The sequence below is a fragment of the Leisingera daeponensis DSM 23529 genome, from assembly GCF_000473145.1.
In the GTDB taxonomy this organism is placed as follows: domain Bacteria; phylum Pseudomonadota; class Alphaproteobacteria; order Rhodobacterales; family Rhodobacteraceae; genus Leisingera; species Leisingera daeponensis.
Genome location: NZ_KI421500.1, coordinates 1,560,156 through 1,585,535 on the forward strand (window position 1 = coordinate 1,560,156; position 25,380 = coordinate 1,585,535).

25 protein-coding genes are annotated in these 25,380 nt (G+C 65.2%); 8 read left to right on the forward strand and 17 right to left on the reverse strand.

What is annotated here, in order from left to right:
- The 3 genes from DAEP_RS22515 to DAEP_RS0108000 form a co-directional block, all read right to left on the reverse strand.
- Positions 1-264 carry a hypothetical protein gene (locus tag DAEP_RS22515; RefSeq protein ID WP_036760527.1) on the reverse strand — a complete coding sequence of 88 codons (264 nt, stop codon included), beginning with the start codon at positions 262-264 and terminating at the stop codon, positions 1-3.
- 2 nt (positions 265-266) lie between these two features.
- On the reverse strand, positions 267-1,775 hold the full coding sequence (gene betC, locus DAEP_RS0107995) for a choline-sulfatase (protein ID WP_027244294.1): 1,509 nt from the start codon (positions 1,773-1,775) through the stop codon (positions 267-269).
- Between the two features lie 124 nt (positions 1,776-1,899).
- A complete protein-coding gene (locus DAEP_RS0108000) occupies positions 1,900-3,108 on the reverse strand; it encodes a choline transporter (protein WP_027244295.1) in 1,209 nt (402 codons plus the stop codon).
- Positions 3,109-3,267: 159 nt separating this feature from the next.
- Between DAEP_RS0108000 and betI the strand changes: the two genes are divergently transcribed.
- On the forward strand, positions 3,268-3,843 hold the full coding sequence (gene betI / locus DAEP_RS0108005) for a choline-binding transcriptional repressor BetI (RefSeq protein WP_027244296.1): 576 nt from the start codon (positions 3,268-3,270) through the stop codon (positions 3,841-3,843).
- A gap of 17 nt (positions 3,844-3,860) precedes the next feature.
- Here betI and DAEP_RS0108010 read toward each other — a convergent pair whose 3' ends face one another.
- From DAEP_RS0108010 to DAEP_RS0108025, 4 genes are all read right to left on the reverse strand, one after another.
- Positions 3,861-4,865: a DUF1036 domain-containing protein gene (locus tag DAEP_RS0108010; protein ID WP_027244297.1), complete on the reverse strand. Its 1,005-nt coding sequence runs from the start codon at positions 4,863-4,865 to the stop codon at positions 3,861-3,863.
- Between the two features lie 66 nt (positions 4,866-4,931).
- The gene (locus tag DAEP_RS0108015) at positions 4,932-5,852 is read right to left on the reverse strand and encodes a DMT family transporter (protein WP_050761569.1); all 921 of its coding nucleotides are present in this window, start codon (positions 5,850-5,852) and stop codon (positions 4,932-4,934) included.
- A 93-nt stretch (positions 5,853-5,945) separates the two neighbouring features.
- Positions 5,946-6,878, reverse strand: coding sequence for a pirin family protein (locus tag DAEP_RS0108020; protein WP_027244298.1), 933 nt, complete (start codon positions 6,876-6,878; stop codon positions 5,946-5,948).
- Between the two features lie 84 nt (positions 6,879-6,962).
- Positions 6,963-7,565 (reverse strand): LysE/ArgO family amino acid transporter, encoded by a 603-nt coding sequence (locus DAEP_RS0108025; protein ID WP_027244299.1) that lies wholly within the window; start codon positions 7,563-7,565, stop codon positions 6,963-6,965.
- Positions 7,566-7,654: 89 nt separating this feature from the next.
- Between DAEP_RS0108025 and DAEP_RS0108030 the strand changes: the two genes are divergently transcribed.
- Positions 7,655-8,539: a LysR family transcriptional regulator ArgP gene (locus tag DAEP_RS0108030; protein ID WP_027244300.1), complete on the forward strand. Its 885-nt coding sequence runs from the start codon at positions 7,655-7,657 to the stop codon at positions 8,537-8,539.
- Positions 8,540-8,640: 101 nt separating this feature from the next.
- Positions 8,641-9,489 carry a COG3904 family protein gene (locus DAEP_RS0108040; protein WP_027244301.1) on the forward strand — a complete coding sequence of 283 codons (849 nt, stop codon included), beginning with the start codon at positions 8,641-8,643 and terminating at the stop codon, positions 9,487-9,489.
- Between the two features lie 125 nt (positions 9,490-9,614).
- On the opposite strand, the gene DAEP_RS0108045 is transcribed toward DAEP_RS0108040, so the two are convergent.
- Positions 9,615-10,355 (reverse strand): YebC/PmpR family DNA-binding transcriptional regulator, encoded by a 741-nt coding sequence (locus tag DAEP_RS0108045; RefSeq protein ID WP_027244302.1) that lies wholly within the window; start codon positions 10,353-10,355, stop codon positions 9,615-9,617.
- Between the two features lie 123 nt (positions 10,356-10,478).
- Here DAEP_RS0108045 and DAEP_RS0108050 point away from each other — a divergent pair, with 123 nt between their 5' ends.
- Positions 10,479-12,254 carry an SLC13 family permease gene (locus DAEP_RS0108050; protein ID WP_027244303.1) on the forward strand — a complete coding sequence of 592 codons (1,776 nt, stop codon included), beginning with the start codon at positions 10,479-10,481 and terminating at the stop codon, positions 12,252-12,254.
- A gap of 43 nt (positions 12,255-12,297) precedes the next feature.
- Here the strand turns inward: DAEP_RS0108050 and DAEP_RS24485 are convergent, their stop codons facing one another.
- From DAEP_RS24485 to mgtE, 5 genes are all read right to left on the reverse strand, one after another.
- Positions 12,298-12,429: a hypothetical protein gene (locus DAEP_RS24485; protein WP_008555071.1), complete on the reverse strand. Its 132-nt coding sequence runs from the start codon at positions 12,427-12,429 to the stop codon at positions 12,298-12,300.
- Between the two features lie 114 nt (positions 12,430-12,543).
- Positions 12,544-14,322, reverse strand: a complete 1,779-nt coding sequence (locus tag DAEP_RS0108060; protein WP_008556152.1) for an SLC13 family permease — start codon at positions 14,320-14,322, stop codon at positions 12,544-12,546.
- 213 nt (positions 14,323-14,535) lie between these two features.
- Entirely contained in the window at positions 14,536-15,348 is an 813-nt protein-coding gene (locus DAEP_RS0108065) for a TIGR00282 family metallophosphoesterase (protein WP_027244304.1), read from the reverse strand.
- 113 nt (positions 15,349-15,461) lie between these two features.
- A complete protein-coding gene (locus DAEP_RS0108070; RefSeq protein WP_027244305.1) occupies positions 15,462-16,025 on the reverse strand; it encodes a 5-formyltetrahydrofolate cyclo-ligase in 564 nt (187 codons plus the stop codon).
- Positions 16,026-16,034: 9 nt separating this feature from the next.
- Positions 16,035-17,423: a magnesium transporter gene (mgtE, locus tag DAEP_RS0108075; protein ID WP_027244306.1), complete on the reverse strand. Its 1,389-nt coding sequence runs from the start codon at positions 17,421-17,423 to the stop codon at positions 16,035-16,037.
- A 146-nt stretch (positions 17,424-17,569) separates the two neighbouring features.
- On the opposite strand from mgtE, the gene guaD reads away from it, so the two are divergent.
- The gene (gene guaD, locus DAEP_RS0108080) at positions 17,570-18,856 is read left to right on the forward strand and encodes a guanine deaminase (protein WP_027244307.1); all 1,287 of its coding nucleotides are present in this window, start codon (positions 17,570-17,572) and stop codon (positions 18,854-18,856) included.
- 63 nt (positions 18,857-18,919) lie between these two features.
- On the opposite strand, the gene DAEP_RS0108085 is transcribed toward guaD, so the two are convergent.
- The 3 genes from DAEP_RS0108085 to DAEP_RS0108095 all read right to left on the reverse strand — a co-directional run bounded on the left by DAEP_RS0108085 (position 18,920) and on the right by DAEP_RS0108095 (position 21,648).
- Positions 18,920-20,254: an 8-oxoguanine deaminase gene (locus DAEP_RS0108085; RefSeq protein ID WP_027244308.1), complete on the reverse strand. Its 1,335-nt coding sequence runs from the start codon at positions 20,252-20,254 to the stop codon at positions 18,920-18,922.
- Between the two features lie 133 nt (positions 20,255-20,387).
- Positions 20,388-21,179 (reverse strand): histidinol-phosphatase, encoded by a 792-nt coding sequence (hisN, locus tag DAEP_RS0108090; RefSeq protein ID WP_027244309.1) that lies wholly within the window; start codon positions 21,177-21,179, stop codon positions 20,388-20,390.
- 97 nt (positions 21,180-21,276) lie between these two features.
- Positions 21,277-21,648 (reverse strand): helix-turn-helix domain-containing protein, encoded by a 372-nt coding sequence (locus DAEP_RS0108095; RefSeq protein ID WP_027244310.1) that lies wholly within the window; start codon positions 21,646-21,648, stop codon positions 21,277-21,279.
- Positions 21,649-22,000: 352 nt separating this feature from the next.
- On the opposite strand from DAEP_RS0108095, the gene DAEP_RS0108100 reads away from it, so the two are divergent.
- Positions 22,001-22,969, forward strand: coding sequence for an NADPH:quinone oxidoreductase family protein (locus tag DAEP_RS0108100; protein ID WP_027244311.1), 969 nt, complete (start codon positions 22,001-22,003; stop codon positions 22,967-22,969).
- 208 nt (positions 22,970-23,177) lie between these two features.
- Here the strand turns inward: DAEP_RS0108100 and DAEP_RS0108105 are convergent, their stop codons facing one another.
- On the reverse strand, positions 23,178-24,059 hold the full coding sequence (locus DAEP_RS0108105) for a LysR family transcriptional regulator (RefSeq protein ID WP_008556602.1): 882 nt from the start codon (positions 24,057-24,059) through the stop codon (positions 23,178-23,180).
- Positions 24,060-24,185: 126 nt separating this feature from the next.
- Between DAEP_RS0108105 and DAEP_RS0108110 the strand changes: the two genes are divergently transcribed.
- Together DAEP_RS0108110 and DAEP_RS0108115 are read left to right on the forward strand one after the other, a co-directional pair.
- Positions 24,186-24,407, forward strand: coding sequence for a DUF1127 domain-containing protein (locus tag DAEP_RS0108110; protein ID WP_027244312.1), 222 nt, complete (start codon positions 24,186-24,188; stop codon positions 24,405-24,407).
- Between the two features lie 196 nt (positions 24,408-24,603).
- Positions 24,604-25,380 carry a Bax inhibitor-1/YccA family protein gene (locus DAEP_RS0108115; protein WP_008557064.1) on the forward strand — a complete coding sequence of 259 codons (777 nt, stop codon included), beginning with the start codon at positions 24,604-24,606 and terminating at the stop codon, positions 25,378-25,380.

Sequence of the window (25,380 nt, forward strand, 5' to 3'; positions counted from 1 at the left end):
TCAGAACCAGTGCTTGTTCATTGCGGTAAGAAATTCAGGAGAAACATCGATGCCGGATGCGTCTCCAATGACAGAGTCAATGCCGCACTTCGGACAGATCGCCGTCCACTGCTGTTGCGGGTTTTCGTCATCGCACCAGTCGGAAATCTGCGTGGGCGAAAACTCCGCTGTGCAGTGAAAGCAGCCGCATTTTTGGCTGCGTTCGATTTCGGAGCGGTGGCGGGAACTATGCCCGTGTGCGGTTTTCAACTCGGATGGGGTCATCGCTATTCTCCGCGGGGAAAGCGTTTGCTTTCCTCGAGGGTGTCGAGATTCATGTGGTTGCGCATGTAGCGCTCGGAGGCCTTTTGCAGCGGCTGGTAATCCCAGGGGTAATAGCCGCCTTGGCGCAGCGCCTCGTAGACGACCCAGCGACGGGCCTGGCTGGCGCGCACCTCTGCGTCGAAGGTCTCCAGGTTCCAGCGGGCCTCTGACTTGGCGCGCAGGGTTTGCAGCGTGCCGGCATGGGCCGGATCGTCCGCAAGGTTGGTCAGCTCGTGCGGATCGGCCTCCAGATCGAACAGCTGGTCGGGGTCCAGGGCGCAGCGGTTGTACTTCCACTTGCCGTAGCGCATGGAGACCAGCGGCGCATAAGAGGCCTCTGCCGCGTATTCCATCAGCACCGGCTCAGTCCGCTCAGCGCCGGTGGCCAGCGGCACCAGGTTCTGGCCGTCGGTCCAGGGTGCGATCTCTGCCATATCGACACCGGCCAGCGCGCCCAGCGTGGGCGTCACGTCGATGGTGGAAACCGGGGTTTCGATAAGGCCCGCAGGCAGGTCCGGGGCGAAGATCATCAAAGGCACCCGGGCGGAGCCTTCGTAGAAGTTCATCTTGAACCACAGGCCGCGCTCGCCCAGCATGTCGCCGTGGTCGGACACAAACAGGATGATCGCCTCCTGCCTTGTGGTCTCCAGCACGTTCAGGATCTCGCCGATCTTGTCGTCCAGATAGGAGATATTGGCGAAATAGGCGCGGCGGGAGCGTTTGATGTTCTCTTGCGAGATGTCGAAGTTGCGCCAGTCGTTGGCGTCAAAGATCCGCTGCGCGTGGGGGTCGTGGTCCTCATAGTCCATCGCCGGGACTTCGGGCAGCAGATGCTCGCAGTCCTCATACAGATCCCAGTACTTGCGGCGCGCCACATAGGGGTCGTGCGGGTGGGTGAAGGAGACAGTCACGCACCAAGGGCGGCCGTCCAGCCCGCGCGACAGCTCATAGAGCTTGGCGGTGGCGTTGTAGGCAACCTCGTCGTCGTATTCCATCTGGTTGGAGGTCTCGGCCACCCCTGCCCCGGTGACACTCCCCATGTTGTGATACCACCAGTCGATCCGCTCGCCCGGCTTGCGGTAATCAGGCGTCCAGCCGAAATCGGCCGGGTAGATGTCGGTGGTCAGCCGGTCCTCGAACCCGTGCAGCTGGTCGGGGCCGACAAAGTGCATCTTTCCGCTGAGGCAGGTGTAATAGCCCGCGCGGCGCAGATGGTGCGCGTAGGTCGGGATGTCGCTGCGGAACTCAGCCGCGTTGTCATAGACGCCGGTGCGCGAGGGCAATTGGCCGGACATGAAGGACGCGCGGCCCGGCGCACACAAGGGCGACGCCGTATAGGCGTTCTTGAAGCGGGTGGAGCGTTCCGCCAGCTTCTTCAGGTTCGGAGCATGCAGCCATTCGGCGGGGCCGTCCGGGAAAAGCGTCCCATTCAACTGGTCGACCATCAGGATCAGAATGTTCGGGGCACTCATCGCGGACCTCCCAAGAATTGGCGATGCTTTGCAAAGGCGCCTGGCAGGCCCGAAAGCGCTGCCAGGCAGTTGGTGGCTGGTCCCGTCATTCGGGGAAACTTGGGGGCCAGCCGGGAGACCGCCCCTAGTGGGCCGTCTTGATCTTTTCGAAATCGAGGGTGTTTTCCTCGGGCGAGGCGTCGATGCTCATCACGTCGCTGCGCTTGAAGGCCACGATGTAGGCGAGGCACGCCACGTAGATGCCGATCACGATGGTGCCGATCCACTGGATCTGCAGCCACTGGCTCTGGAAGGCCAGGGTCAGGCCGAAGAGCACAGCCGAGTTGCCGAGCACATAGGGAATGGTGCCGAACCGCTTGGCCGTCAGGTTCAGGTTGTCGGTGTAGAGGCGGATCAGCGAGTCAAAGGAGTTGACCACGAAGATGATGCCCACCGCCACCATGGAGACGTTGATCAGCAGCGTCGTTTCGATGCTGTTCAGGTGGTAGTAATACAGCACCGAGAACCACACACCCAGCGGGATCGACGGGAACACCAGCAGCGCTGCGAGCACCTGCCATGTCTTGAGGCCGCCGACAAAGCGGGAGGTGAACTGGCCGATCATGATCGACCAAGCGAACCACCAGAACAGGTAGAACTCATGATAGTCGGTCAGCGGCAGGATGAACTTGTGGATGTTGGAGAAATAGCCGCCGATGTTGCCGGCGGTCTCGGCAAAGGCACCCAGGCCCATGCCCGCATAGGCCCACATGCCCAGGATCAGCGCCAGGAACAGCACGGTGGAGCCAACTGACAGGATGCGCACGTATTTGATGTCGGTGGAGGAGAAGGCGGCAAACATGATCACCAGGAAGGTGATGACATAGAAGGCCGGGATCACGGTTTCGCCGTCACCCATGAAGGTCGCGTAATACGGCAGGTAGATCAGGAACAGCGCGCCGGTGAAGGCGCAGGTGCCGATGATCACGATGTTGTTGATCCATTTTACCAGCGGGATCTCAAAGAACTTCACCCGCGGCTCGATCACGCAGAAATAGAAGGTCGTCAGGAAGTAGAAGCCCCAGATCAGGAACCCCCAGAAGCCGAATTCCAGCGCCAGCGGGTTGGTGAAGCCATAGGCCGGCTCCGCGGCGGTGTCCGCATAGAGCGGGAAGTCCCAGGCCAGCGGGAACATGATCAGGCCCACGTCCAGACCGGAGGTGAACAGGATGGCGATGAAGGTGAAAAGGTGAACCGGGGTCACGCCGACGTTGCGGACGTTCCACCATTTGATCACGCAGAACGCCACCAGCGCAAAGGCCAGCAGAATCCCGAACGAGATGATTGAAGTCATATGTCCCTCCCATTTCCGGGCGGTTTCCGCCCTTAGACATGGAATGGGTACATACCACAGCCGGCTGACCGGCCAAACGGTTTTTTGAATGGCCATTCAAGATTTCATTTCCTTCTAACAACAGTTGAAACGGCGCCCCAATTGCCGCACAACTTTGTCATGAGCAGGAAACGCATCCGGGACATCCGCAACGAAGAGCTGATCGAAGCCACCATCGTCGCCGTGCACAAGCGGGGCTATGGGGTTGTAACGATGGCGGAAATCGCCAGGGAAGCCGGGGCGTCGGCGGCCTCGATCAACTATTATTTCGGCTCCAAGGAAGGGCTGATGGAAGCCACGATGCTGCATCTTCTGGGCAAGCTGCGCCGCGCGATGAGCGACGGCTACGCCACCGCCCGCAGCCCGCGCGAGCGGCTTTATGCGGTGATGGATGCGAACTTTGCCGACGATCTGTTCACCGTTCCGCAGTGCAGCATCTGGATGCAGTTCTGGGCAAACGCCCCCTATTCGCCGCGACTCAGCCGCTTGCACCGAATCAACCGCGCCCGGGTGCGCAGCCATTTCCTGGCCGAGCTGCGGGCGCTGCTGCCGGCGGAACAGCTGGAAACCGCGCGCCAGGCGCTGCAGTGCTACATGGACGGTGTCTGGCTGCAGGCGGCGCAATCCGAGGAGGCGCTGAACCCGCAGGACGCCCGCGCGGCGGCGCACCGGGTGGTGGATCTGGTGATCCCCTGAACGCCTGAGGGGTCGCCCTAGCCTTCCGGCAGGCGCCGGTAGACCAGCCGGGTGCCGCGCGGCAAGTAGATCAGGCTGAGCTCATCGCTGCTAAGAGACTGGATCCGGTAGCACAGGCTGGTGCCGCGTTCGCTGTCGCGGGCCAGCAGAAAATCCCCCGCCGTGCTGGTGCCGCGGCAGCCGCCCTGCACCGAGACGAATTCCGGCGCCATCGCGCTGCCCCTGTAGCTGACCTGCCGGACCGCGCCGGACAGGGTGAAACTGTCGCCGGGATCCGCGGCGGACACCCAGCGTCCCTGCATCCGCTGCAGCAGCCGGTCATGATGGTTCGGCTGGCGCAAGGCGGCGCTGTGCAGGTCCAGATCACCGTGAGAGCCGAAGGAACTGATCAGTTCCCCCTCGACCGCGAGCGGCGCGCCCTGCTGCAAAGTCAGGAGAAACGCAAATACCGGCGCGGCGGCCGGTTTGCCGGCGGTGGCCCGGACCTCCATGCCGCCGCCGACAAAGCGGCAGGCCGCAGGGGAGCCGTCCTGCTCCGGGCTGCAGCCCTGCAGGACGACCTCTGCCGCGTAGGGTGTGCTGCCGGCGGCGTCTGTATCCGGCGCGGCGACCGAGGCCTGGGAACGGGAACTGAGCGCAATCGTCTGGCTGTCCGTGCTGATGCGGGCCCTGGCGAAGGCCTGTTCGCGGTAGCCGCGGGCGTTGCAATCGCCGCTGCCCCCGGCGCGGAACGGCCCTGCTTTGGTGCAGAAGCGGATGCTGTCGTCGCGGAACTGGTGTCCCGGGCTTTCGGCGCGGAAGTAGAAAAACCGTCCCTCATACCCCTCCGGCAGCGGATCGACGCAGTCGCCCGGCGCCAGCGCCTGCCAGCCCTGAGTGATCCAGCTGCCATCGGTGCGCGCCGTTACGGCCAGCTGGTGCAGGGCGCCGGTATCATTGCAGATACTGGTCCCGGCACTGGCGGCCGACGGATCTGAGAGGGCAGCCAGCAGCAGCGCTGGCAGCCAAAGGAAAAACGCCATTCACAGCCCCCGCTGACACCTGTAAGGGCGGGAGATTACCCCGGACATGTAACATCATTAAGACGATCAAAGCCCGGCGGGGTTACCGGAAGGTGTAGCTGCCTTCTTTTTGATCCTGGCTTCACGCCAGGAGATGAAACTGACGGCAGCCAGGATCAGCCCGCCGCCGGAAACCACCCAGATATCTACCGGCTCTGCAAACACCAGGGCGCCCAGCAGGGTCGCCCAGACGAGCTGCAGGAAGGTGACCGGCTGGGTCACTGTCACGGGTGCGGCGGCAAAGGCCAGGGTCATGGCGTAATGGCCCGCGGTGGCAAAACAGGCGACGCCGAACAGGATCGCAAGCTCGGTCAGGGTGGGCGTCACCCAGACGGCCAGGGCAAAGGGGGCAAGCCCCAGGGTGACGAAGACCGAGAGCATTGCCACCACCACCGCCGGGCTGTTGCTGCCGACGGTGAACTTGGCGATCAGGTACGAAGCGCCGAAGGACACCGCGGTGAACAGCATGGCGATGTGGCCGGGCGAGACTTCGCGGAAGCCCGGGCGCAGGATGATCAGTGCGCCGATCAGGGCAACCGCAATGGCGGAGATGCGGCGGAAGGCCAGCTTTTCGCCCAGAAACAGCGCCGCGCCCAATGTCACATAGACCGGCGAGAGGTAGTTCATCGCGGTGACCTCAGCCAGCGGGATCTGGGTCATGGCGTAGAACCACAGGATCACGCCCGCCGTATGCACCGCGCCGCGGCCCGCATAGAGCCCCCACAGACGCGGGGTCAGCCGCGCCCTGCGCAGGGATCCGGCCATCGGGATCAGAAACACCAGACCCAGCAGATAGCGCAGAAACGCGCTTTCGGCCGGCGGGATGCGGCTGCCCAGGTATTTGACCAGCGCTGTCACCGCGACAAAGCACAGACCGGTCACCACCATCCAGAACACGCCTCTGAGCGGGTTTTGGAGGGCTGGGGCGGTGTCTGCGGTCTGGCTCATGAGGTGACAGAACACCCGTTCGGGCGGCGGCACAAGGCTTCACATGTGAAATAGTTCCGGGCGGTCCGCTTTGCGCGCCGGAACCCTGCGGCGTCAGGGCAGCGGGATGAACTCCTGATCATCGCCCGGCGGCAGCTGAAAGCGCCCGTGCTGCCAGTCACCGGCAGCCCAGGATTCCTTGGCCGCCTCGATCCGGTCGCGGGAGGAGGCGACGAAGTTCCACCAGATATAGCGCGGCCCGTTCAGCGTCTCGCCGCCCAGCGCCATCAGCCGGGCGCCCTGGGGGCCTGCGGTCACGGTGATTTCGTCGCCCGGACGGAACACCATCATGCGGCCGGCCTCGAAGGTTTCGCCGGCAATTTCCACCGCTCCTTGGGTCACATAGATGCCCCGGTCCTCATGATCCGTGGGCAGGGGCAGCTTGGACCCGGCCTGCAGCACCACATCGGCATAGAAGGTGTCGGAATAAAGCGTTGCCGGCGCTTTCTCCCCCCAGGCGGTGCCGAGGATCAGACGGGCGGCCTTGCCCTCGCCCTCCAGCAGCGGCAGTGCCTCCTTGCCGTGGTGTTCAAAGCTTGCGGGCGCATCCTCGTGGCTTTCGGGCAGCGCGATCCAGGTCTGGATGCCAAACAGGCTGCTGGCCCCTTTTCGGGTCGCGGCGGAGGTGCGCTCGGAATGGGTGACGCCCTCGCCCGCCACCATCCAGTTCACCTCGCCGGGATAGATCATCTGGTGGGTGCCCAGGGAATCGCGGTGCTCGAACTCGCCCTCGTAGAGGTAGGTAACTGTGCCGAGGCCGATATGCGGGTGCGGGCGCACGTCGATGCCCTGGCCGGTCAAAAACTCCGCCGGTCCGGCCTGGTCGAAGAAGATGAAGGGCCCGACCATCTGGCGGCGCGGCGCAGGCAGCGCGCGGCGGACCTCGAAGCCGCCGATGTCGCGGGCGCGCGGGATGATCACCGTTTCAATCGCGTCGAGATCGCCCGCGTCGGGGCATTGCGGTTCCAGTGCCGGGTTCCAGCTCATCCTTCCCTCCTGTCGGTGGCTACAGGGACAAGGTAGGGCGTTTCACCGCAGGCGTTAGACCTGTGCGCGCACAGGCGCTGTTCGTCACATCAAGAGCAGCTTCACCGCAATCGCCCACATGGTGAGGCCGACGATGGCGTCCAGCACCTGCCAGGCGCGCGGGCGGGCAAAGACCGGGGCCAGCAGGCTGGCGCCGTAGCCCAGCGTGAAGAAGAAGGTGAAGCTGGCGATGGTGGCGCCGGCGGCAAAGACCAGCGGCTGCGGATACTGGGCGGAGATCGAGCCGAGGAGCACCACCGTGTCGAGATAGACATGCGGGTTCAGCCAGGTGAGCGCCAGCACGGTGGCCAGCACCGGCAGCAGCGCGGCGCCTGCGCCCTCCTGCGCTGCTTCCAGCTTCTCCCCGCCTTGCCAGGCGGCCCGCAGGGCGCGGGCGCCGTACCAGATCAGGAAGGCCGCACCGCCCAAGCGCATCGCCTGCTCGAACCACGGTACCGCCAGCGCCAGGGAGCCGAACCCGAAGACGCCCGCGGTGATCAGCACCGCGTCGGAGCCCGCGCAGGTGAGGCAGATCCAGAACACATGCTGGCGCCGCAGCCCCTGCCGCAGGACAAAGGCATTCTGGGCGCCGATCGCCATGATCAGGCTGAGGCCAAGGGCAAATCCGGCAAGCAGGCTGGGGGGCATCGGTGTCTCCATTCATGTGCTGGTGTTTGACTAAAACCTCGCACGGGATTAATCCAGTTAAAGAGATTTAAGTCAGATTAGAGTTGCTAATGCAGATGGATCCCAGCCAGCTGGCAGCGCTGAGCGCGGTCTTGCGCCTCGGCGCGTTTGAGGCGGCGGCGCATGCGCTGTCGGTGACGCCTTCGGCCATATCCCAGCGGATCAAGGCGCTGGAGGACCGCACCGGCACCGCGCTGGTGCTGCGGGGATCGCCCTGCACCGGCACCGCGGCGGGGCTGCGGATCGCCAAACATGCCGAAGATATCGGCCTCTTGGAGGCGCAGCTGGCGCGCGAGCTTTCGCTGGAGGCGGACCACGGCCCGGTGCGGCTGCGGATTGCGGTCAATGCCGACAGCCTGGCGAGCTGGTTCATCGGGGCGATGGCGGCGGTGGACGGGGTGCTGTTCGACCTGCTGGTGGATGATCAGGACCACAGCGCGGAGTGGCTGAAACGGGGCGAGGTCTCTGCCGCGGTGACTGCCAGTTCCAAGCCGGTGACCGGGTTCGAAGCCTATCCGCTGGGCACGCTGGATTACGCCGCGACTGCCAGCCCGGAGTTCATGGCGCGCTGGTTTGCGCAGGGGGTAACGCCCGAGGCTGCTGCAAAAGCGCCCTGTATGATCTTCAACGCAAAAGACAATCTTCAGCGGCTGTGGCTGGAGCGCAATGTGGCGCCCGGCCTGTCGCCGCCCGCCCATTTCCTGCCGTCGACCCAAGCGTTCATCGACGCGGCCGCGGCGGGCCTGGGATGGGGCATGAACCCGCTGCCGATGGTGGCGGAGGACATCCGCAGCGGCCGGCTGGTGCCGCTGATTGCGGGCAGCACGCTGCCGGTGCCGCTGACCTGGCAGGTGGCGCGGGTAATGGCGCCCGCCCTTGCCGAAGTCACCCGCGCCGTGCAGAAATCGGCAAGACAGTATCTGACGCAAAACTAGCCTGCCGCGCCGGAAAGGGCCGCGATGTTTTCTGAAGGCAAACCACTGCCCGTCCTGCAGCTGGCGCCTGCCCCGGCCAAGGCGGCGGCAGGGCTGAACGGATGAGCGCCCTGCCCCCGTCTCTGCCGCGCAGCCTGGCGCTGCAGGTGGTGCTGCCGCGGGGCTGTCTGGTGCTGGGATGGCTGGCGCTGAACCAATGGGTGCGGCTGCCGGTGCCGCTGGCCTTCGTGCTGATGGCGGCGGACGGGCTTTTTCTGCTGTGGCAGGCCCGGGCGTTTCAGCTGAGCGCCGATGCGCATGTGCGCAGCACCGGGGCGATGATGCCGGTCTGGGGCGGTTATCTGGTGCTGCTGTTTGCAGGGTTTGCGGCGGTGATCCTGTGGTGGGACGCGCTGCTGATTGCCCGGGCAGTGGAGGCGCCCGCCTATGCCGAGCAGCGGCGGCTGGAGCGCGAGGCCCAGTACAGCCTGAGCGTATCCGAAGACGGGCTGGTGCTGGTGTTTGACGGCGAAATCACCCATGGGCTGACCCGGCGGATGGAGGCGCTGCTGGCCGCCGCGCCGGAGGTGCGCCGGGTGCGGCTGGCGGGGCCTGGCGGGCTGATCTACGAGGCCCGCGGCGCGGCAAAGCTGATCCGCCGGCATCAGCTGGATACCGAGGCCGCGGCGCTGTGCGCCTCTGCCTGCACGCTGATGTTTGCCGCCGGGCGCACGCGCCGCCTGGCCGCCGGCGGGCAACTGGGGTTTCATAGCTATGCACTGATGTTCGAAGGCGGGCTGCCGCAGGTGGATCTGCTGAAGGAACAACGGAAGGACCTGGCCTTTTTCCGGCAGCAGGGCATCCGCGCGGCATTTGCACGCGAGATCTTTGCCGTTGGCAACGGGGCGCTGTGGATCCCGTCACGCCCGGAGCTGCGGGCGGCCGGGGTGCTCACTGGCGATGCGTTCTGAGGGGGCGCGCCCCCTCGGCCCCTCCCCCGGGAAATTTACGGCCGGAAGAAACGGTCTTGCGGGTCAAAGCTACGAAAAAGGCCCGCCGGGATGGCGGGCCTTGATGGATCGCGCAGGGCGGCGGCTTAAAGCTGAGCCATGACCTCGTCGGAGGCCTCGAAGTTGGTGGTCACGCGCTGCACGTCGTCATCGTCTTCCAGCGCATCGACCAGCTTCATCAGCTTCTGCATGCCGTCCAGGTCCAGCTCGGTGGTCGTGGTCGGTTTCCACACCAGCTTGGTCGACTCGGATTCGCCCAGCTCCGCTTCCAGAGCGTTGGACACGTCATTCAGGTCGGTGTCGGCGCAATAGATGATGTGGCCGTCCTCGGAGCTTTCGACATCCTCGGCGCCGGCTTCGATCGCCGCCATCATCACGGTGTCGGCGTCCCCGACGGAGGCCGGGTAGGTCACCTCGCCCTTGCGGTCGAACATGAAGCCGACCGAGCCGGTTTCGCCCAGGTTGCCGCCGTTCTTGCCGAAGATCGAGCGCACGTTGGAGGCGGTGCGGTTCTTGTTGTCGGTCATCGCCTCGACGATCACCGCAACGCCGGCCGGGCCGTAACCCTCGTAGCGGATTTCATCATAGTTCTCGGCGTCTCCGCCAATGGCCTTCTTGATGGCGCGTTCGATCACGTCCTTGGGGACGGACTGCGACTTGGCTTCCTTCACGGCCAGGCGCAGGCGCGGGTTCTTGTCGGGATCGGGGTCGCCCATCTTGGCGGCCACGGTGATCTCCTTGGCCAGCTTGGAAAACAGTTTTGACCGCGCCGCGTCCTGACGGCCCTTGCGGTGCTGAATGTTAGCCCATTTTGAATGGCCTGCCATGGTGCATCCTTGCTGCTGAATATCCGAATTGGCGCTCATATAGCCCGTGCCGCCGCCTGCTTTCAAGCGCCCCTGCCCCGGCTTCGCTCTTGTTCCCTTGTTTTGGATGGCTAAGGTGGCGGTATGACATTCGATCAAGCCGTTTTATTTGCCCTTTTTGCCGCCGTTTTCGGCCTGCTTCTGTGGGGGCGCTGGCGTTACGACCTGGTGGCCTTTGCCGCGCTGATGGCGGGCGTGGTGCTGGGGGTGGTGCCCGCAAGCGAGGCGTTTGCCGGCTTCGGCCATGCCGCAACGCTGGTGGTGGCGCTGGTGCTGATCGTCTCGGCCGGGCTGGTGCGCTCGGGCGCGGTGTTCCTGATCACCCGGACGCTGGTGGACAGCGCCCGCGGACTGGGCGCCCATATCGCGCTGATGGGCGGCGTCGGCGCGGTGCTGTCGGCCTTCATGAACAATGTGGCGGCGCTGGCGCTCCTGATGCCTGTGGACATCCAGACCGCCCGCAAGGCGGGCCGCGCGCCGGGGCTGAGCCTGATGCCCCTGTCCTTTGCCACCATCCTGGGCGGCATGGTCACGCTGATCGGCACGCCGCCCAACATCATCATTTCGGCGATCCGCGAGGAAACGCTGGGCGAGCCGTTCCGGATGTTCGATTTTGCCCCCGTGGGCGGCGCGGCGGCGCTGGCCGGGCTGGCGTTCGTGGCGCTGATCGGCTGGCGGCTGATCCCGGCGCGGGAGAATGCGGCCGGCGCCTCGGAGGCGCAGCTGGCGCCCTATATCGCGGAGCTGACGGTGGGCGAGGAGTCCAGCCTTATCGGCAAGCGCCTTGGGGAGCTGGATGAAGAGGCCGAGAAGGCGGATGTCGCCATTCTCGGGCTGATCCGGGATGGCAAGCGGCGCTACGGGCGCTCTGTCGCGGCCATTCTGCGGGAGGGCGACGCGCTGGTGATCGAGGCCGAGCCGGAAGCGCTGGATGAATTCCGCAGCGCGCTGAAGCTGGATTTTGCCGATGCCGCCCGGCAGGAAAAGCTGACCGCGGCGGGCGAAGGACTGGAGCTGCTGGAGCTGGTGGTGCCCGAGACCGCACGCATCCGCGGCCGCAGCGCCCAGGCCATCGGCCTGTCCTGGCGGCAAAACGCGGTGCTGCTGGGAATTTCCCGGCAAGGCCGCCGGATCACCCACCACATCCGTCAGACCGGGATCGAGGCGGGGGATATCCTGCTGCTGCTGTGCCCGCGCGGACGCAGCGCCGACGTCGCCGACTGGCTGGGCTGCCTGCCGCTGGCCGCCCGCGGCCTGTCGGTGACGGCCAATGACAAGACCTGGGCCGCGATCGGGCTGTTTGCCGCGGCAGTGGTCGCGGCCTCGGTTGGGCTGCTCTATCTGCCGGTCGCACTGGGTCTGGTTGCGGTGGGTTACGTGCTGCTGAAGATCCTGCCGGTGGCGGAGATCTATGATCATGTGGAATGGCCGGTGGTGGTGCTGCTCGGCTCGATGATCCCGCTGGGGGCGGCGCTGGATACCTCTGGCGGCACCGCGCTGATTGCAGGAGCGCTGATCACGCTGACAGACGGCCTGCCGGCCTGGGTGGTGCTGACCGTGCTGATGGTGGTCACGATGACCCTGTCGGATGTGCTGAACAACACGGCCACGGCAATCGTCGCGGCCCCTGTAGGCATCCAGATGGCGAACACCCTGGGGGTGTCGCCCGATCCGTTCCTGATGGCAGTTGCGGTGGCGGCCTCCGCGGCCTTCCTGACGCCGATCGGGCACAAGAACAACACGCTGGTGCTGGGACCCGGCGGCTACCGCTTTGGCGATTACTGGCGCATGGGCCTGCCGCTGGAAATATTGGTCATCGCCGTGTCGATCCCGGCCATTCTGGTGTTCTGGCCGCTGTGACGGGACAGCGCAATACTTCTACTCAAACGTTTTGCCGTAATCCCTAAAAGGATTTTGCCGCCTGCACCGCAGCCGCCACAGCCTGCCCCGCATCGGCCGCCCAAGCCTGCGACACCAGCGCGATGGCCGTCGAACCAGCCAGCACAATAAACAGGAAAATTCTCCGCGTCTCCATGATACCCCCCAATTGAACACTCACCCGGTTCAATATGGGGCTTGCACTGCTAATTTCCCGTAAAGACTTGCCTGCCCGGCGGTTGTCTGCCGCAGCCGGTCTCATCCCCGCGGATCAGAGCGGCCAGATGAACGGAATGATCAGCGAGGCCAGCATACCGACGGTCAGGTTCAGCGGGATGCCGACACGCAGGAAATCGGTGAACTTATAGCCGCCCGGGCCGTAAACCAGTGTATTGGTCTGATAGCCGATCGGGGTGGCAAAGGAGGCCGAAGCCGCCACCATCACCGCCACCACCAGCGGGCGCGGGTCGACCCCCATGGCCTCGGCGAGGCCGATGGCAATCGGGGTCACCACCACCGCCACCGCATTGTTGGACACCAGCTCAGTCAGGACCGACGTCAGCAGGTAGACCGCCCAGACCAGAAGGAACGGCGGCAGCATCGACAGGGCCGGCGCGATGCCGCTGACGATCAGGGCAACCGCACCGGAGCTTTCCAGAGCCGCGCCAATCGCCAGCATCGAAAAGATCAGCGCCAACAGCTGCCCGTCGACAAAGGAAAACGCCTCATCCGCGTCGATGCAGCGGGTGATAAAGACCAGCGACACCATCAGCACCGACAGCATCAGGATCGGCGCCACCCCAAAGGCGGCCAGCACCACGATGCCCAAAAGCGCGGCAACTGCAATGGGCGCGTGGCTGCGGCGGTAGGCGCGCTGGGTCGGCTGCGAGACATCCGCCAGGTCCATGTCGGCGGCCAGACGCTGGATGTCCGCGGGCGCGCCCTCCAGCAGCAGGGTGTCGCCGATCCGCACCACCAGATCGTCGAGCTGCACGCCGATATTCTGATTCCGCCGGTGCACCGCCAGCGTGTAGACGCCGTAGCGGCGGCGCAGGCGCAGGGCACCGAGCGAGCGGCCCACCATGCGGCAGCCCGGGGTGATCAGCACTTCGACGGTCTGGGTTTCCACCGCGGAAACCTGGTCGACCCGCTTCAGCTCCTTGTTGCTTTGCAGGCTCAGAAGCTCTGTCATCCGCGTGCGCAAGACCACCCGGTCTCCGACCTGCAGCTTAACGCCTTCGAGATTGCGGCGCAGGGACTCGTCGCCGCGGATCACGTCGATCAGCCGCACGCCCGGGCGCTTGAACAGCTGCACGCCGGAGACTTCGCGGCCGATCAGGTTGCTTTCCGGCGGGATCACCGCCTCGGTGAAGAACTTCATCTTCGACTTGTCGCTCAGCATGGCCGCCATGCTGTCGCGTTCCGGCAGCAGCCGCGGCGCGATGAAGCGCAGGTACACCATGCCGTAGGCGATCAGGATCAGGCCCAGCGGGGTGACTTCGAAAATGGTGAAGGGCTCCAGCCCCTGCGCCCGCGCGACACCATCCACCAAGAGGTTGGTCGAGGTGCCGATCAGCGTCAGCGTGCCGCCCAGGATTGCAGCATAGCTGAGCGGGATCAGCATCTTGGAGGCCGAAACGTTCAAGATCCGGGAGATCTGGATGAACACCGGGATCATCACCACCACGACCGGCGTATTGGAGACCACAGCCGAGGCGGACACAACAAACGCCATCAGCAGGGCAACAGCGAGCCTTGGGTTGACCTCTGCCTGCTTCTTGGCGATCTGGGTGAAGGCATCCAGCGCGCCAGTGCGCACCAGTGCGCCCATGATGATGAACATCGCGGCGATGGTCCAGGGCGCCGGGTTGGCCAGCACCGGCAGCGCCTCGCTGTACGGCAGGACGCCCGTGGCCAGCATGGCCGCCACGCCGGTCAGCGCCACCACCTCGGTCGGGTAAGTCTCCCGCAGGAACGCCACAAACATGGCCAGGACAATCGCAAGCGCCACGATGGGGCTGCCGGTGTCACCAAATTGGAAAAACTGCATGTGCCGTGACTATGCCCATATTGTTTAAGGCGGGTTTAGCGCGCGGGACAGCGCTCTGCCATCGCGCAGTTTCCCTGAAACCCTTTGGCGGAGCAAGAAATTCCGCACCTGCACAGGCGCGCCCGGTGCCATTCAGGAGAATCCGCAGAAATTCCCGGCAGTTCAGGCCGATCCTGCCGCCCCAGCCTGCCGGCGGCGGCCAGAGGCCGCCGTTCAGAGAGCCGATTCCTGCAGGAGCCCGCCGTTGCGCACCATGCGAATCTGCTTTGCAGCGCCGGTGCGGTCGTCGGTCTCGACAAAGACGCCGGACAGGGTGGCTTCGCCGTCTGCGGGGGTAAAGCGGGTTTTGGGCATACCGGTCAGGAAGCGGCGCATCGGTTCGGCCTTGTCCATGCCGATGACCGAATTGTAGTCGCCGCACATGCCCGCATCGGTCAGATAGCCTGTGCCTTCGGACAGGATCTGCGCGTCCGCGGTCGGCACATGGGTGTGGGTGCCTGCAACCAGCGACGCGCGGCCGTTGCAGAAATGGCCCATTGCCATCTTCTCCGAGGTGGCCTCGCAATGCATGTCGACGATCACCGCCTGCGCCAGCCCGCCGCGCGGATGCGCTTTCAGAACCGCCTCCACCGCGCCGAAGGGGTCGTCAAAGGCGCGTTTCATGAACACCTGGCCCAGCACCTGCGCCACCAGCACCTTGCGTCCGCCCGGCGCGTTGAACAGGCGGTAGCCGCGGCCGGGGGCGCCCTTGGCAAAGTTCAAGGGGCGGATGATGCGCGGCTCTTTCTCGATGTACTGCAGCATGTCCTTCTGGTCGAAGGCATGATCGCCCAGCGTCAGGCAGTCGACGCCTGCGTCCAGCAGCAGCTTGGCGTGCTCACCGCTCAGCCCCATGCCGTTGGAGGCGTTTTCGCCGTTGACCACAACAAAATCGAGCCGCCACTCGTCACGCAGCCGCGGCAGATTTTCGGTGATGGCACGGCGCCCGGCGCGGCCCATCACATCGCCTAGAAACAGAATTCGCATTGCGGCGTGGTACGCGGATGCGCCCGGCAGGACAAGTCCCGCCGCAAGCGCGCGAAACTTTTCTGAAAAGTTTTGCCCAGAATTTTAACATATCCTGGCTGCCCGGGGCGGCGTCAGCGTGAAAACTGCAGGATGCGGCTTTCCGTGACGACCATATCGAGCGGCTGGTCGGTGGGTTCCAGCGGCAGGTCTTCGGCCTCTTGCGCGTCAAAGGCGAACCCGATCGCCAGCGTGGCGCGCTTGCCGCGCAGCAGTTCCAGCGTGCGGTCGTAAAAGCCGCCGCCATAGCCAAGCCGCCCGCCGTTCGCATCAAAGGCAACCAGCGGCACCACCAGGATTTCCGGCTCGAAGAAGTCATCATCCTCCGGCACCATGGCGCCAAAGGGGCCTTCGCGCAGCGGGCCATCGGGCTGCCAGCGGCTGAACTTCAGCGGCTGCCCCGCCCCCAGGATCACCGGCACGCCGACGGGGCCGTGCGCCGCCGCCTCGGCCATCGCAGGCACGGGATCAATCTCTGTGCGGATCGGCATGTAGCCCGACAGCGGCACGCCGCGGTAGCCGGCCAGCACCTCTGACAGGCGGCCTGCGGCGCCCGGGATGTTGCGGTCGAACGCCCCCTTGCGGCGGGCAAAGGCAGCTTTGCGGGCGGCGGCCTTGATTTCGGTCAGATCGGTCATGGCGGTCTCCTACAGCAATACGGCGGCGGCCAGACCGAGGAAGGCAAAGAAGCCAACCACATCGGTCACCGTGGTCACAAAGGCGCCGGAGGCAAGCGCGGGGTCAACTCCGGCTTTCTCCAATAGAACCGGGATCACCGTTCCCGCCAGTCCCGCCACGACCAGATTGACCACCATAGCGACGGCAATCACCACGCCCAGCATCGGCGAGCCGAACCAGGCCAGCCCCACCAGCCCCATGACGATGGCAAAGATCACCCCGTTGACCAGCCCCACCAGCACCTCCCGCCGGATCACCCGCCAAACGTTGGAGCCGGTCAGGTCGCGGGTGGCAATGGCGCGCACCGCGACGGTCAGCGACTGGGTGCCTGCGTTGCCGCCCATCGAGGCGACGATCGGCATCAGCACGGCCAATGCCACGATCTGGGCAATCGCGGCCTCGAACTGGGCGATGACCAGCGAGGCCAGCACCGCCGTCACCAGGTTGACCGCCAGCCAGGGGAAACGGCGCTTGGTGGTCTCGATCACCCGGTCCGCCAGCGAGCTCTCCTCGCCAACGCCGGCCAGGCGCAGGATGTCTTCCTCGTGCTCCTCGTCCAGCACGATCATCGCGTCGTCGATGGTGATGACCCCGACCAGGCGGCCCTCGTCATCGACCACCGGCGCGGAAATCAGGTGGTACTGGTTGAAGGCATAGGCCACGTCTTCCTCGTCCTGATCCGCCGGAATGACCTGAAAGGTGTCCTCCATCAGATCGGTCAGCGGCACCTCGCGCTTGGAGGCCATGATCCGCCCGAGGGTGACATTGCCGACCGGATGGGCGCGCGGATCGACCACCACCACGTGGTAGAACTGTTCCGGCAGATCGTCGGATGAGCGCATGTAATCAATGGCCTGGCCGACGTTCCAATGTTCCGGCGCCATCACGACCTCGCGCTGCATCAAGCGCCCGGCGGAACTTTCCGGATAGCTCAGCGATTGCTCGACCGCGACCCGGTCGGCATCCTCCAGAACTTCCAGAATCGCTTCCTGCTGCGGCTCTCCCAGGTCTTCCAGGAGGTCGACCACGTCGTCGCTTTCCAGCTCCCGCACAGCCTCGGCCAGAACCGCGGGGTTGAGGATCGAGATCACTTCCTCGCGGATGCTTTCGTGCAGTTCCGAGAGGATTTCGCCGTCGAACTCGCGGTCATAAAGATGGATCAGCCGGGTGCGCTCAGCAGAGTCAATCTGCTCCAGAAGGTCGGCGATGTCCGCCGCGTGCAGGTCTTCCAGCAAGCTGGTCAGGGTCTGCTGGTCCCCCTGCTCCACCGCCTCCAGAACCTGTGCCACCAGCTTGCGGTCGAGGTGGTAGGCGTCGTCCTGAGACACGTCGCCGCTGATGTTGTCGCCGCTGCTCATGTGATGCCCCCGGGTTATTTTGTGAGTATTTGCCTGCAAAATAAAAGAAGCCGCTACCGGAAAACAATGACATTGGCATAATCTGTCCGAAGCTGATGCGGCGGGTATCCTGCATGGGGCGGTTTTGCAAGGAAAGGGTTGGAGAAATGGCCACCGGTTTCATCCTGAAGGGGCAGGTTCTGTCCTTCTCCGGCTCCCCCTTTGGCGGCGGGCAGCCGGAAGACGCGGCGCGTCTGCAGGAGGCAGTGGCGGTGCAGGACGGGCTGATCGCGGGTGCCGGCACGCTGGCCGGGATGCAGGCGCTGCTGCCGGAGGCTGAGGTCCGCGATCACGGGCAGAACCTGATCCTGGCCGGCTTTGTCGATGCCCATGTGCACTACCCGCAGACCGCGATTATCGCCAGCTGGGGCAAGCGGCTGATCGACTGGCTGAACAGCTATACTTTTCCGGAAGAAATGCGGTTCGCGGACCGCGGCTATGCCGATGAAATCGCGGGGCGCTACCTGGATTTGACCACGGCGCATGGCACCACCACCGTCTGCAGCTACTGCACCATACATCCCGAAAGCGCGGATGCGTTCTTTGCCGCGGCGCAGGCGCGCGGGCAGCGGGTGGCCGGGGGCAAGACCTGCATGGACCGCAACGCGCCGGAGGGGCTGCGGGACACGGCGCAGTCGGCCTATGACGACAGCGAGGCCCTGATCCGCCGCTGGCACGGGGTGGACCGGCTGGAGTACGCCATCACCCCGCGGTTCTCACCCACCTCGACGCCGGAGCAGCTGGAGGCGATGGGGTCGCTGTGGGCCAAGCATCCGGAATGCCTGATGCAGACGCATCTGAGCGAGCAGACCGATGAGATCGCCTGGGTCCGGGAGCTGTTCCCGCAGGCCCGGGACTACCTGGACACCTATGAGGAATTCGGCCTGCTGGGCGCCAAGGGATTGTACGGCCATGCCATCCACCTGGAGGAGCGCGAGCGGCACCGCTTGCGCGAGTACGGCGCGGCGCTGATCCATTGCCCGACCTCGAACACCTTCATCGGGTCCGGGTTGTTCGACATGGCCGGGCTGATGGCGGAAGGCCAGCGGATCGGTCTTGCCACCGACACCGGCGGCGGATCGAGCTTTTCAATGCTGCGCACGATGGCCGCGGCCTATGAGATCGGCCAATTGCGCGGCACGCCGCTGCACGCGGCGCAGCTGTTGTGGCTGGCGACCCAGGGGTCGGCCGCGGCGCTACGGATGGACGGCAAGATCGGCAACATCGCCAAGGGCATGGAGGCCGATCTGGTGGTGCTGGACCTTGCCTCCACCCCGGCCATCTCCCAGCGGGCCGCGCGGGCCGAAGATATCTGGGAAGCGGTGTTCCCGACCATCATGATGGGCGACGACCGGGCCATTGCAGAAGTCTGGATCGGCGGCAGGCGGGTTTAGGAAAGGCGCTGGCGCGCCTCTGCCTCCGGCGGGAGTATTTCCTGAAAGCTGAAAGACGGGCGTTCAATTCATCAGCTTCTGCGCCAGCCCGTGATGACGCTCCAGCAGCCGGGGCAAATCGATAGTTGTCAGCTCGCCGCCGCGGATGATCTGCCTGCCCTCGACAAACAGGTGCTTGACCCGGGTTGGGCCGGCCAGCAGCAGGGCGGCGGCGTCCCAGCTGCCGCTGGAGGCAACGCCGGTGGTGTCCCAGATAGCGATATCGGCGCGTTTGCCCGGTTCCAGCCGGCCGCAGTCCGGGCGGCCCAGAACATCGGCGCCGCCGCGGGTAGCGATCTCCAGCGCTTCATAGGCGCTCATCGCGTCCGCGCCATTGGCGACCCTTTGCAGCAGCATGGCCTGCCGCGCCTCGGCGCTGAGACTGGCCATGTCGTTGCTGGCGGAGCCGTCGACCCCCAGCCCCACCGGCACCCCGGCGTCGCGCATCGCGCGCACGGGCGCGATGCCGCTGCCGAGGCGGCAGTTGGAACAGGGGCAATGGGCAACGCCGGTTCGGGTTCTGGCAAAGAGATCAATCTCTTGCACGTCAAGCTTGACGCAGTGCGCGTGCCAGACGTCATCGCCGGTCCAGCCCAGTTCTTCGGCGTATTGGCCGGGACGGCAGCCGAATTGCGCCTGGGAATAGGCGATGTCCTCGTCGTTCTCCGCCAAGTGGGTGTGCAGCATCACCCCCTTGTCGCGGGCCAGCAGCGCGGTGTCGCGCATCAGGTCGCGGCTGACCGAAAACGGCGAGCAAGGCGCCAGGCCAACCCGGCACATGGAGCCTTCAGCCGGGTCGTGGAAGGCATCCACCACCCGGATCATGTCGTCCAGGATGGCGCGCTCGTCCTCGACCAGGCTGTCCGGCGGCAGTCCGCCGCTGCTTTCGCCGATGCTCATGGCGCCGCGGGTCGGGTGGAACCGCAGGCCGATACTGCCGGCGGCGTGGATGGTGTCCTCCAGCCGGGAGCCGTTGGGATAGAGGTACAGGTGGTCTGCGCTCAGCGTGCAGCCCGACAGCGCCAGTTCGGCCAGGCCCAGCTGGGCGGACACAAACATCTCGTCCGGGGTGAAGCGCGCCCAGAGCGGATAAAGCCGCTGCAGCCAGCCGAACAGGAGCGCGTCCTGCGCACCGGGCACGGCGCGGGTGAGGTTCTGGTAGAGATGGTGGTGGGTGTTGACCAGACCGGGCGTCACCACGCAGCCGCGGCCGGAGACAGTCTCGCCGCTGGTCTGAAGCCCCTGCCCCACCGCGATGATCTCGCCGCCGCGGATCAGCACATCTGCACTGTGCAAAACGCGCCGCGCATCGTCCATCGTCAGGACAGTATCGGCATTTTGAATCAGGATTTCTGCCATCTTCACACACTCCTTTTGGCAGCCCGCTTCAGTGGAATGTGTGATTGGCCGATGGAAAACGGGCGAAGAACCGGCCTGCCGCGCAGATTACAGGCGGGCGCCGCCGGTTTCAAGACCGCCGGCTTCAAGCCGGTCAGCCCTGGCGCAGCAGCTCCAGCGCGGCGGCGTGGATCCGGGAATTGGCCGCCGCCAGCGCCCGCCCGCCCTGATGGGCCGGGTTGCCCTGCCAGTCGGTGACGATGCCGCCCGCCGCCTGGATCAGCGCAATCGGCGCCTGGATGTCATAGGCGTTGAGGCCGGCTTCGATCACCAGGTCCACCTGCCCCGCGGCCACCAGCGCATAGGCATAGCAATCGGTGCCGTAGCGGGTCAGCTTGGCGCGGGCAGAGACCCGCTCGAACCCGGCACGCTCCTCGGCGGTGCCGACTTCCGGAAATGTGGTGAACAGGATGGCGTCCTCCAGCGCGGCGGTGGCGCGGGTTTCCAGCGGCCGCTCGCCCAGCGGGCCGGTCATCATGGCGATCTCGGGCCCGCCGCAGAAGCGCTCACCGGTGTAGGGCTGGTCGATCACGCCCAGGAACGGGCCGTTTTCATCCGCAAGCGCAATCAGAACGCCCCAGGTCGGCGTGCCGCTGATGAAGCCGCGGGTGCCGTCGATCGGGTCCAGCACCCAAGTGCGGCCGGAGGTGCCGGGCTCAGCGCCGAACTCCTCGCCCAGGATGCCGTCCGCGGGGCGCAGCTCTGCCAGCACGGCGCGCATCGCCTGCTCCGCGGCGCGGTCGGCCACGGTGACGGGATCAAACCCGCCAGCCAGCTTGTTTTCGGTGCTGAGAGAGGTGGTGCGGAAATGCGGCAGGATGGCAGCGCGGGCCGCGTCTGCCATCCTGTGCGCAACATCGAGATCGGAAAATGCGGCTTGTGTCATGCTTGAACGGGTGCCACCCGGCCGGTCTCATTGCAAGCGCAAATCCCGCCGCAAGGCCGGTTTTGCGCCGCAATGGCCGTCAGGACCCGTCCAGCTTTCAGGCGGCGTCGCTCAGCACCCGCGCCAGTTCGAACAGGCGGCGGCGCTGGTTTTCCGGAATCGCGTAGTAGGACCGCACCAGATCGAGCGCTTCCTTGTCGCCCATCAGATCCTCCGGCACAGCGGATTTGTCGGCCGGGGCCTTGCCCTCTTCCTGCAAGCCTTCGAAGAAAAAGCTCACCGGAACTTCGAGGGCGTCGGAAATATCCCACAGCCGCGATGCGCTGACCCGGTTGGCACCGGTTTCATACTTCTGAATCTGCTGAAATTTGATGCCGACTTGTTCGGCTAGCTGCTGCTGCGTCATGCCGATCAGCCACCGGCGGTGGCGGATGCGCTTTCCCACATGCACGTCAACGGGATGAGCCATGCGTTTCTCCTAAGTCTCAAAATCCGGCTGCACCCCGGACCGCTTCATTCCTATAACCTGCTCTGGCACCTTCAAATCTGTGCCGGAAACCGGTTCCCCATCAGAGCGGCCTGAGATCAACCTCTCCGCAAAAGTGTACAACCCTTGCGTTTGATTGCAAGACTGCCGTCGCCCCCGGCGGGGTCCGCAAGCTCAACCGCATGATTTCATGTATCATTTTTCTAAACGTTTTATTGCCAAGCGGCTGCCGATCGCTTACCTCCCCAAAAATAGCGAGGTGCACCCGGGTGCGGAGGCCCGGCAGTGTGCTGCTTCGAATCACGCCGATTCCCGCAGAAGGTGAGGAGAAATTATGCTGGCTTATCAAGTTTCCGCCTTTGACAGACCGGCGGCCCTGACGGAAACCGGATGCCCGTCTCCGGCGTCCGGACAAGCGGCTGTTGCGCTGCGGGCCTGCGGCCTGAATTTTGCCGACCTGCTGATGATGAAGGGCAGCTATCAGGACACGCCTGAACCGCCCTTCACCCTGGGGCTGGAGGCGGCCGGCGTGGTGACGGCGCTTGGGGAAGGCACCGAAGGATTTGCCGCCGGCGACCGGGTGGCGGTGTTCGGCGGCTGCGGGGGGCTGGCCGAGGCGGGCGTGTTTGACGCCGCGCGGCTGATCCGGATCCCCGATGCGATGAGTTTTGAGCAGGCCGCGGCGATACAGATCGCCTATGGCACCAGCCACATGGCGCTGGACCATTGCGCCCGGCTGCAGCCCGGCGAGACCTTGCTGGTGACAGGCGCTGCGGGCGGTGTCGGACTGACCGCGGTGGAGATCGGCAAGCTGATGGGCGCAACGGTGATCGCCCAGGCCCGCGGCCAAGAGAAACTCGACGTGGCGGCTGCCGCCGGAGCGGATCATCTGATCGACGCCGGAGAAGACCTGCGCAGCGCGGTCAAGGCGCTTGGCGGCGCGGATGTTGTTTACGATGCAATCGGCGGCGACGTGTGGAAGGCCGCATTCCGGTCCGCCAATCCCGGCGCGCGGCTGCTGCCGGTGGGCTTTGCCGGCGGCGAGGTGCCGCAGATCCCGGCCAATCACCTGCTGGTGAAGAACCTGACAGTGATCGGCTTTTACCTGGGCGGCTACATGAAGTTCCGCCCCGAGGCGGTGCGGCGCTCTTTTGAGACGCTGTTTGCCTGGCACGGCGAGGGCCGGATCAAACCGCACATCAGCCACGTGCTGCCGCTGGAGCGGGCCGGCGACGGGCTGGAACTGCTGCGCAGCCGCAAGTCCACCGGCAAGGTCGTGATCACCACGGGCGCCAGCGGCTGACGGCACGGCCCGCTGACAGCAGACCATCCGGCGCCGGGGCTGCTCCCGCCCGTTGCCGGCGCATCTGGGACTGCACCGCTCCTGCGGGCCCAATGCCGCCAGGGGCGCGCTGGCGCAGCCAGGGCAGTCCGCGGGCGCCCCTGCCGGTCAGCCCAGCCTGTCCTTGTCCTGCCAACCGGGCCGACGGCCCGGCCTGTACTGCTGTGACTTAACTCGCGGCCCGCAGCGGTGCCGACCACAGCCCCTGAAACCCCTGCCGGATGAACTCGGCCAGCTCTGCGACATAGGGCGCGCGCACCCGCTCTGCCCCGTAGAGGTTGATGTGCTGCATCGGCAGATCCGGCAGGCCGCACCCCTTGCCGATCAGCTCCTGAAAGCCCGGCTGGGTGCCCTCCAGCAGCACGCCCACGGCAAGATCGGCGCTGACTGTTGCCTCGACCGTGCGGTCGGAATCGCTGTCCAGCGCCATCTCCCATTCGATGCCCGCCTTATCCAGCGCCGCCGTGGCCACCGGGCGGAAACTGCAGTTCCGGCAGAAGCCGAGCCGCAGCGGGCGCTGCCGCCAGACCGAGCCGTCCGGCGCGCCGACCCAGCGCAGCGGCATGCTGTGGATCGTTTCGCCGCCTTCGCCCGCTCCGGTCTCGGTGGTCAGGATCAGGTCAAACGCGCCGCGCCCGAACTCCGTCTTGAGATCGCGGGTGTTGGAGGTGCAGAGGTTCACATTCACCCGCGGATAGCTGAGGCTGAACTGCTTCAGAACGGTCGGGATCACCGGGTGCACCACGTCATGCGGCACCCCAAGCAGCACCTCCCCCTCATAGGCCTGATCCGTCAGCCTTCCGATCACCTCGTCATTCAGCGCGACCATCCTGCGGGCATATCCCAGCAGTTGCTCGCCCTCCGCCGTGAGCGCGATGGTGCGGCCGGAGCGATCCAGCAGATCCACCCCCAACAGCTCCTCCAGACGCTTCAGCTGCATGGAGACGGCCGACTGGGTGAGATGGAGAAACCCCGCCGCCCGGGTCACGCCGCCATGGTCCGCCACCGCCGCAAATGAGCGGAGCGTAGTGATATCGAGATTCCTTACCATCACAACACCTGATGCATTTCATCAAAAACATTCGTTTTCAAAATATGGCACAGGCCGCCATATTCATCAACACAATTGATCACCCACAAGGGAAGCATCACAAACGCAACTGAAGGACCTGCCGATATGACCCATGCAACCGCCTCCTGCCCCGCCAACTGCAGCCCCCAAAATCCGCACCGCTCCCTGCTCAGCCGCCTGCGCCTGCTGTGGACTGTCCGGCGCCAGCGGAACCACCTTGCCGCGCTGGACGAGCGGGCGCTCAGGGACATCGGGCTGACCCGGGAAGAGGCGGATGCCGAGGCCCGCCGCGGGTTCTGGAGCGCGCCCTCGCATTGGCTGCGCTGAGCCGGGAACCCGCTCTCACCCGGCTTTTCCGGCGGGCCGCTGAAAATCGGCCCGTTTACTTGCTTTTTTCAAGCATTTCTTGGTCCGCAATACTTGAACCGCAAGCTGCTTCGCCCGATATTTAGCGGGAAAGCTGCCGGCCGCGGCGCAGTTCGCGCGCGGGCAGCAAGGGAGTAGATTACGGAGACCATTGAGAATGGCACAGTTTGACACCATCCGGTCTGCCGCCGGCGCCCGCGCCGCGCAGATTGATGAGGGCCTTCGCGCCCATATGAACAAAGTCTACGCCACCATGGCAGCAGGCACGTTCATCACTTTTCTGGCCGCCTGGGCAGTTGCCGGGTTGGCTGTGACCACCGATCCGGCGAACGGCGTGGCGCAGCTGAGCGCTGACAAGTATCTGACCAACATCGGCTATGCGCTTTACGCGTCGCCGCTGAAGTGGGTGATCATGTTCGCGCCGCTGGCCTTCGTGTTCGGCATCGGCGCCGCCGCGAACCGCATGTCCGCAGCGGGCGTGCAGCTGCTGTTCTACGTCTTCGCCACCGTAATGGGCCTGTCGATCAGCTCGATCTTCCTGGTCTTCACCGGTGAAAGCATCGTGCAGGTGTTCCTGATCACCTCCATCGCCTTTGCGGGCCTGTCGCTGGTGGGCTACACCACCAAGAAGGACCTCAGCGGCATGGGTGCCTTCCTGATCATGGGCCTGATCGGCTTGATCGTGGCATCGATCGTCAACATCTTCCTGGCATCCTCGGCAATGGCGTTCGCAATCTCGGTGATCGGCGTGCTGATCTTTGCAGGCCTGACCGCCTATGACACCCAGCGGATCAAGAACGACTACCTGCAGATGGCCCATGCGGGCGACCAGGAGTGGCTGGCGAAGTCCGCGATCATGGGCGCGCTGAGCCTGTATCTGGACTTCATCAACATGTTCATGATGCTGCTCAACCTGCTTGGCAACCGCGAATAA

What these genes read in the sequence shown, in the direction of transcription:
- DAEP_RS22515 (WP_036760527.1), bottom strand. Translation starts at nt 264, where the DNA reads ATGACCCCATCCGAGTTGAAAACCGCACACGGGCATAGTTCCCGCCAC.
- betC (WP_027244294.1), bottom strand. Translation starts at nt 1,775, where the DNA reads ATGAGTGCCCCGAACATTCTGATCCTGATGGTCGACCAGTTGAATGGG.
- DAEP_RS0108000 (WP_027244295.1), bottom strand. Translation starts at nt 3,108, where the DNA reads ATGACTTCAATCATCTCGTTCGGGATTCTGCTGGCCTTTGCGCTGGTG.
- betI (WP_027244296.1), top strand. Translation starts at nt 3,268, where the DNA reads ATGAGCAGGAAACGCATCCGGGACATCCGCAACGAAGAGCTGATCGAA.
- DAEP_RS0108010 (WP_027244297.1), bottom strand. Translation starts at nt 4,865, where the DNA reads ATGGCGTTTTTCCTTTGGCTGCCAGCGCTGCTGCTGGCTGCCCTCTCA.
- DAEP_RS0108015 (WP_050761569.1), bottom strand. Translation starts at nt 5,852, where the DNA reads ATGAGCCAGACCGCAGACACCGCCCCAGCCCTCCAAAACCCGCTCAGA.
- DAEP_RS0108020 (WP_027244298.1), bottom strand. Translation starts at nt 6,878, where the DNA reads ATGAGCTGGAACCCGGCACTGGAACCGCAATGCCCCGACGCGGGCGAT.
- DAEP_RS0108025 (WP_027244299.1), bottom strand. Translation starts at nt 7,565, where the DNA reads ATGCCCCCCAGCCTGCTTGCCGGATTTGCCCTTGGCCTCAGCCTGATC.
- DAEP_RS0108030 (WP_027244300.1), top strand. Translation starts at nt 7,655, where the DNA reads ATGCAGATGGATCCCAGCCAGCTGGCAGCGCTGAGCGCGGTCTTGCGC.
- DAEP_RS0108040 (WP_027244301.1), top strand. Translation starts at nt 8,641, where the DNA reads ATGAGCGCCCTGCCCCCGTCTCTGCCGCGCAGCCTGGCGCTGCAGGTG.
- DAEP_RS0108045 (WP_027244302.1), bottom strand. Translation starts at nt 10,355, where the DNA reads ATGGCAGGCCATTCAAAATGGGCTAACATTCAGCACCGCAAGGGCCGT.
- DAEP_RS0108050 (WP_027244303.1), top strand. Translation starts at nt 10,479, where the DNA reads ATGACATTCGATCAAGCCGTTTTATTTGCCCTTTTTGCCGCCGTTTTC.
- DAEP_RS24485 (WP_008555071.1), bottom strand. Translation starts at nt 12,429, where the DNA reads ATGGAGACGCGGAGAATTTTCCTGTTTATTGTGCTGGCTGGTTCGACG.
- DAEP_RS0108060 (WP_008556152.1), bottom strand. Translation starts at nt 14,322, where the DNA reads ATGCAGTTTTTCCAATTTGGTGACACCGGCAGCCCCATCGTGGCGCTT.
- DAEP_RS0108065 (WP_027244304.1), bottom strand. Translation starts at nt 15,348, where the DNA reads ATGCGAATTCTGTTTCTAGGCGATGTGATGGGCCGCGCCGGGCGCCGT.
- DAEP_RS0108070 (WP_027244305.1), bottom strand. Translation starts at nt 16,025, where the DNA reads ATGACCGATCTGACCGAAATCAAGGCCGCCGCCCGCAAAGCTGCCTTT.
- mgtE (WP_027244306.1), bottom strand. Translation starts at nt 17,423, where the DNA reads ATGAGCAGCGGCGACAACATCAGCGGCGACGTGTCTCAGGACGACGCC.
- guaD (WP_027244307.1), top strand. Translation starts at nt 17,570, where the DNA reads ATGGCCACCGGTTTCATCCTGAAGGGGCAGGTTCTGTCCTTCTCCGGC.
- DAEP_RS0108085 (WP_027244308.1), bottom strand. Translation starts at nt 20,254, where the DNA reads ATGGCAGAAATCCTGATTCAAAATGCCGATACTGTCCTGACGATGGAC.
- hisN (WP_027244309.1), bottom strand. Translation starts at nt 21,179, where the DNA reads ATGACACAAGCCGCATTTTCCGATCTCGATGTTGCGCACAGGATGGCA.
- DAEP_RS0108095 (WP_027244310.1), bottom strand. Translation starts at nt 21,648, where the DNA reads ATGGCTCATCCCGTTGACGTGCATGTGGGAAAGCGCATCCGCCACCGC.
- DAEP_RS0108100 (WP_027244311.1), top strand. Translation starts at nt 22,001, where the DNA reads ATGCTGGCTTATCAAGTTTCCGCCTTTGACAGACCGGCGGCCCTGACG.
- DAEP_RS0108105 (WP_008556602.1), bottom strand. Translation starts at nt 24,059, where the DNA reads ATGGTAAGGAATCTCGATATCACTACGCTCCGCTCATTTGCGGCGGTG.
- DAEP_RS0108110 (WP_027244312.1), top strand. Translation starts at nt 24,186, where the DNA reads ATGACCCATGCAACCGCCTCCTGCCCCGCCAACTGCAGCCCCCAAAAT.
- DAEP_RS0108115 (WP_008557064.1), top strand. Translation starts at nt 24,604, where the DNA reads ATGGCACAGTTTGACACCATCCGGTCTGCCGCCGGCGCCCGCGCCGCG.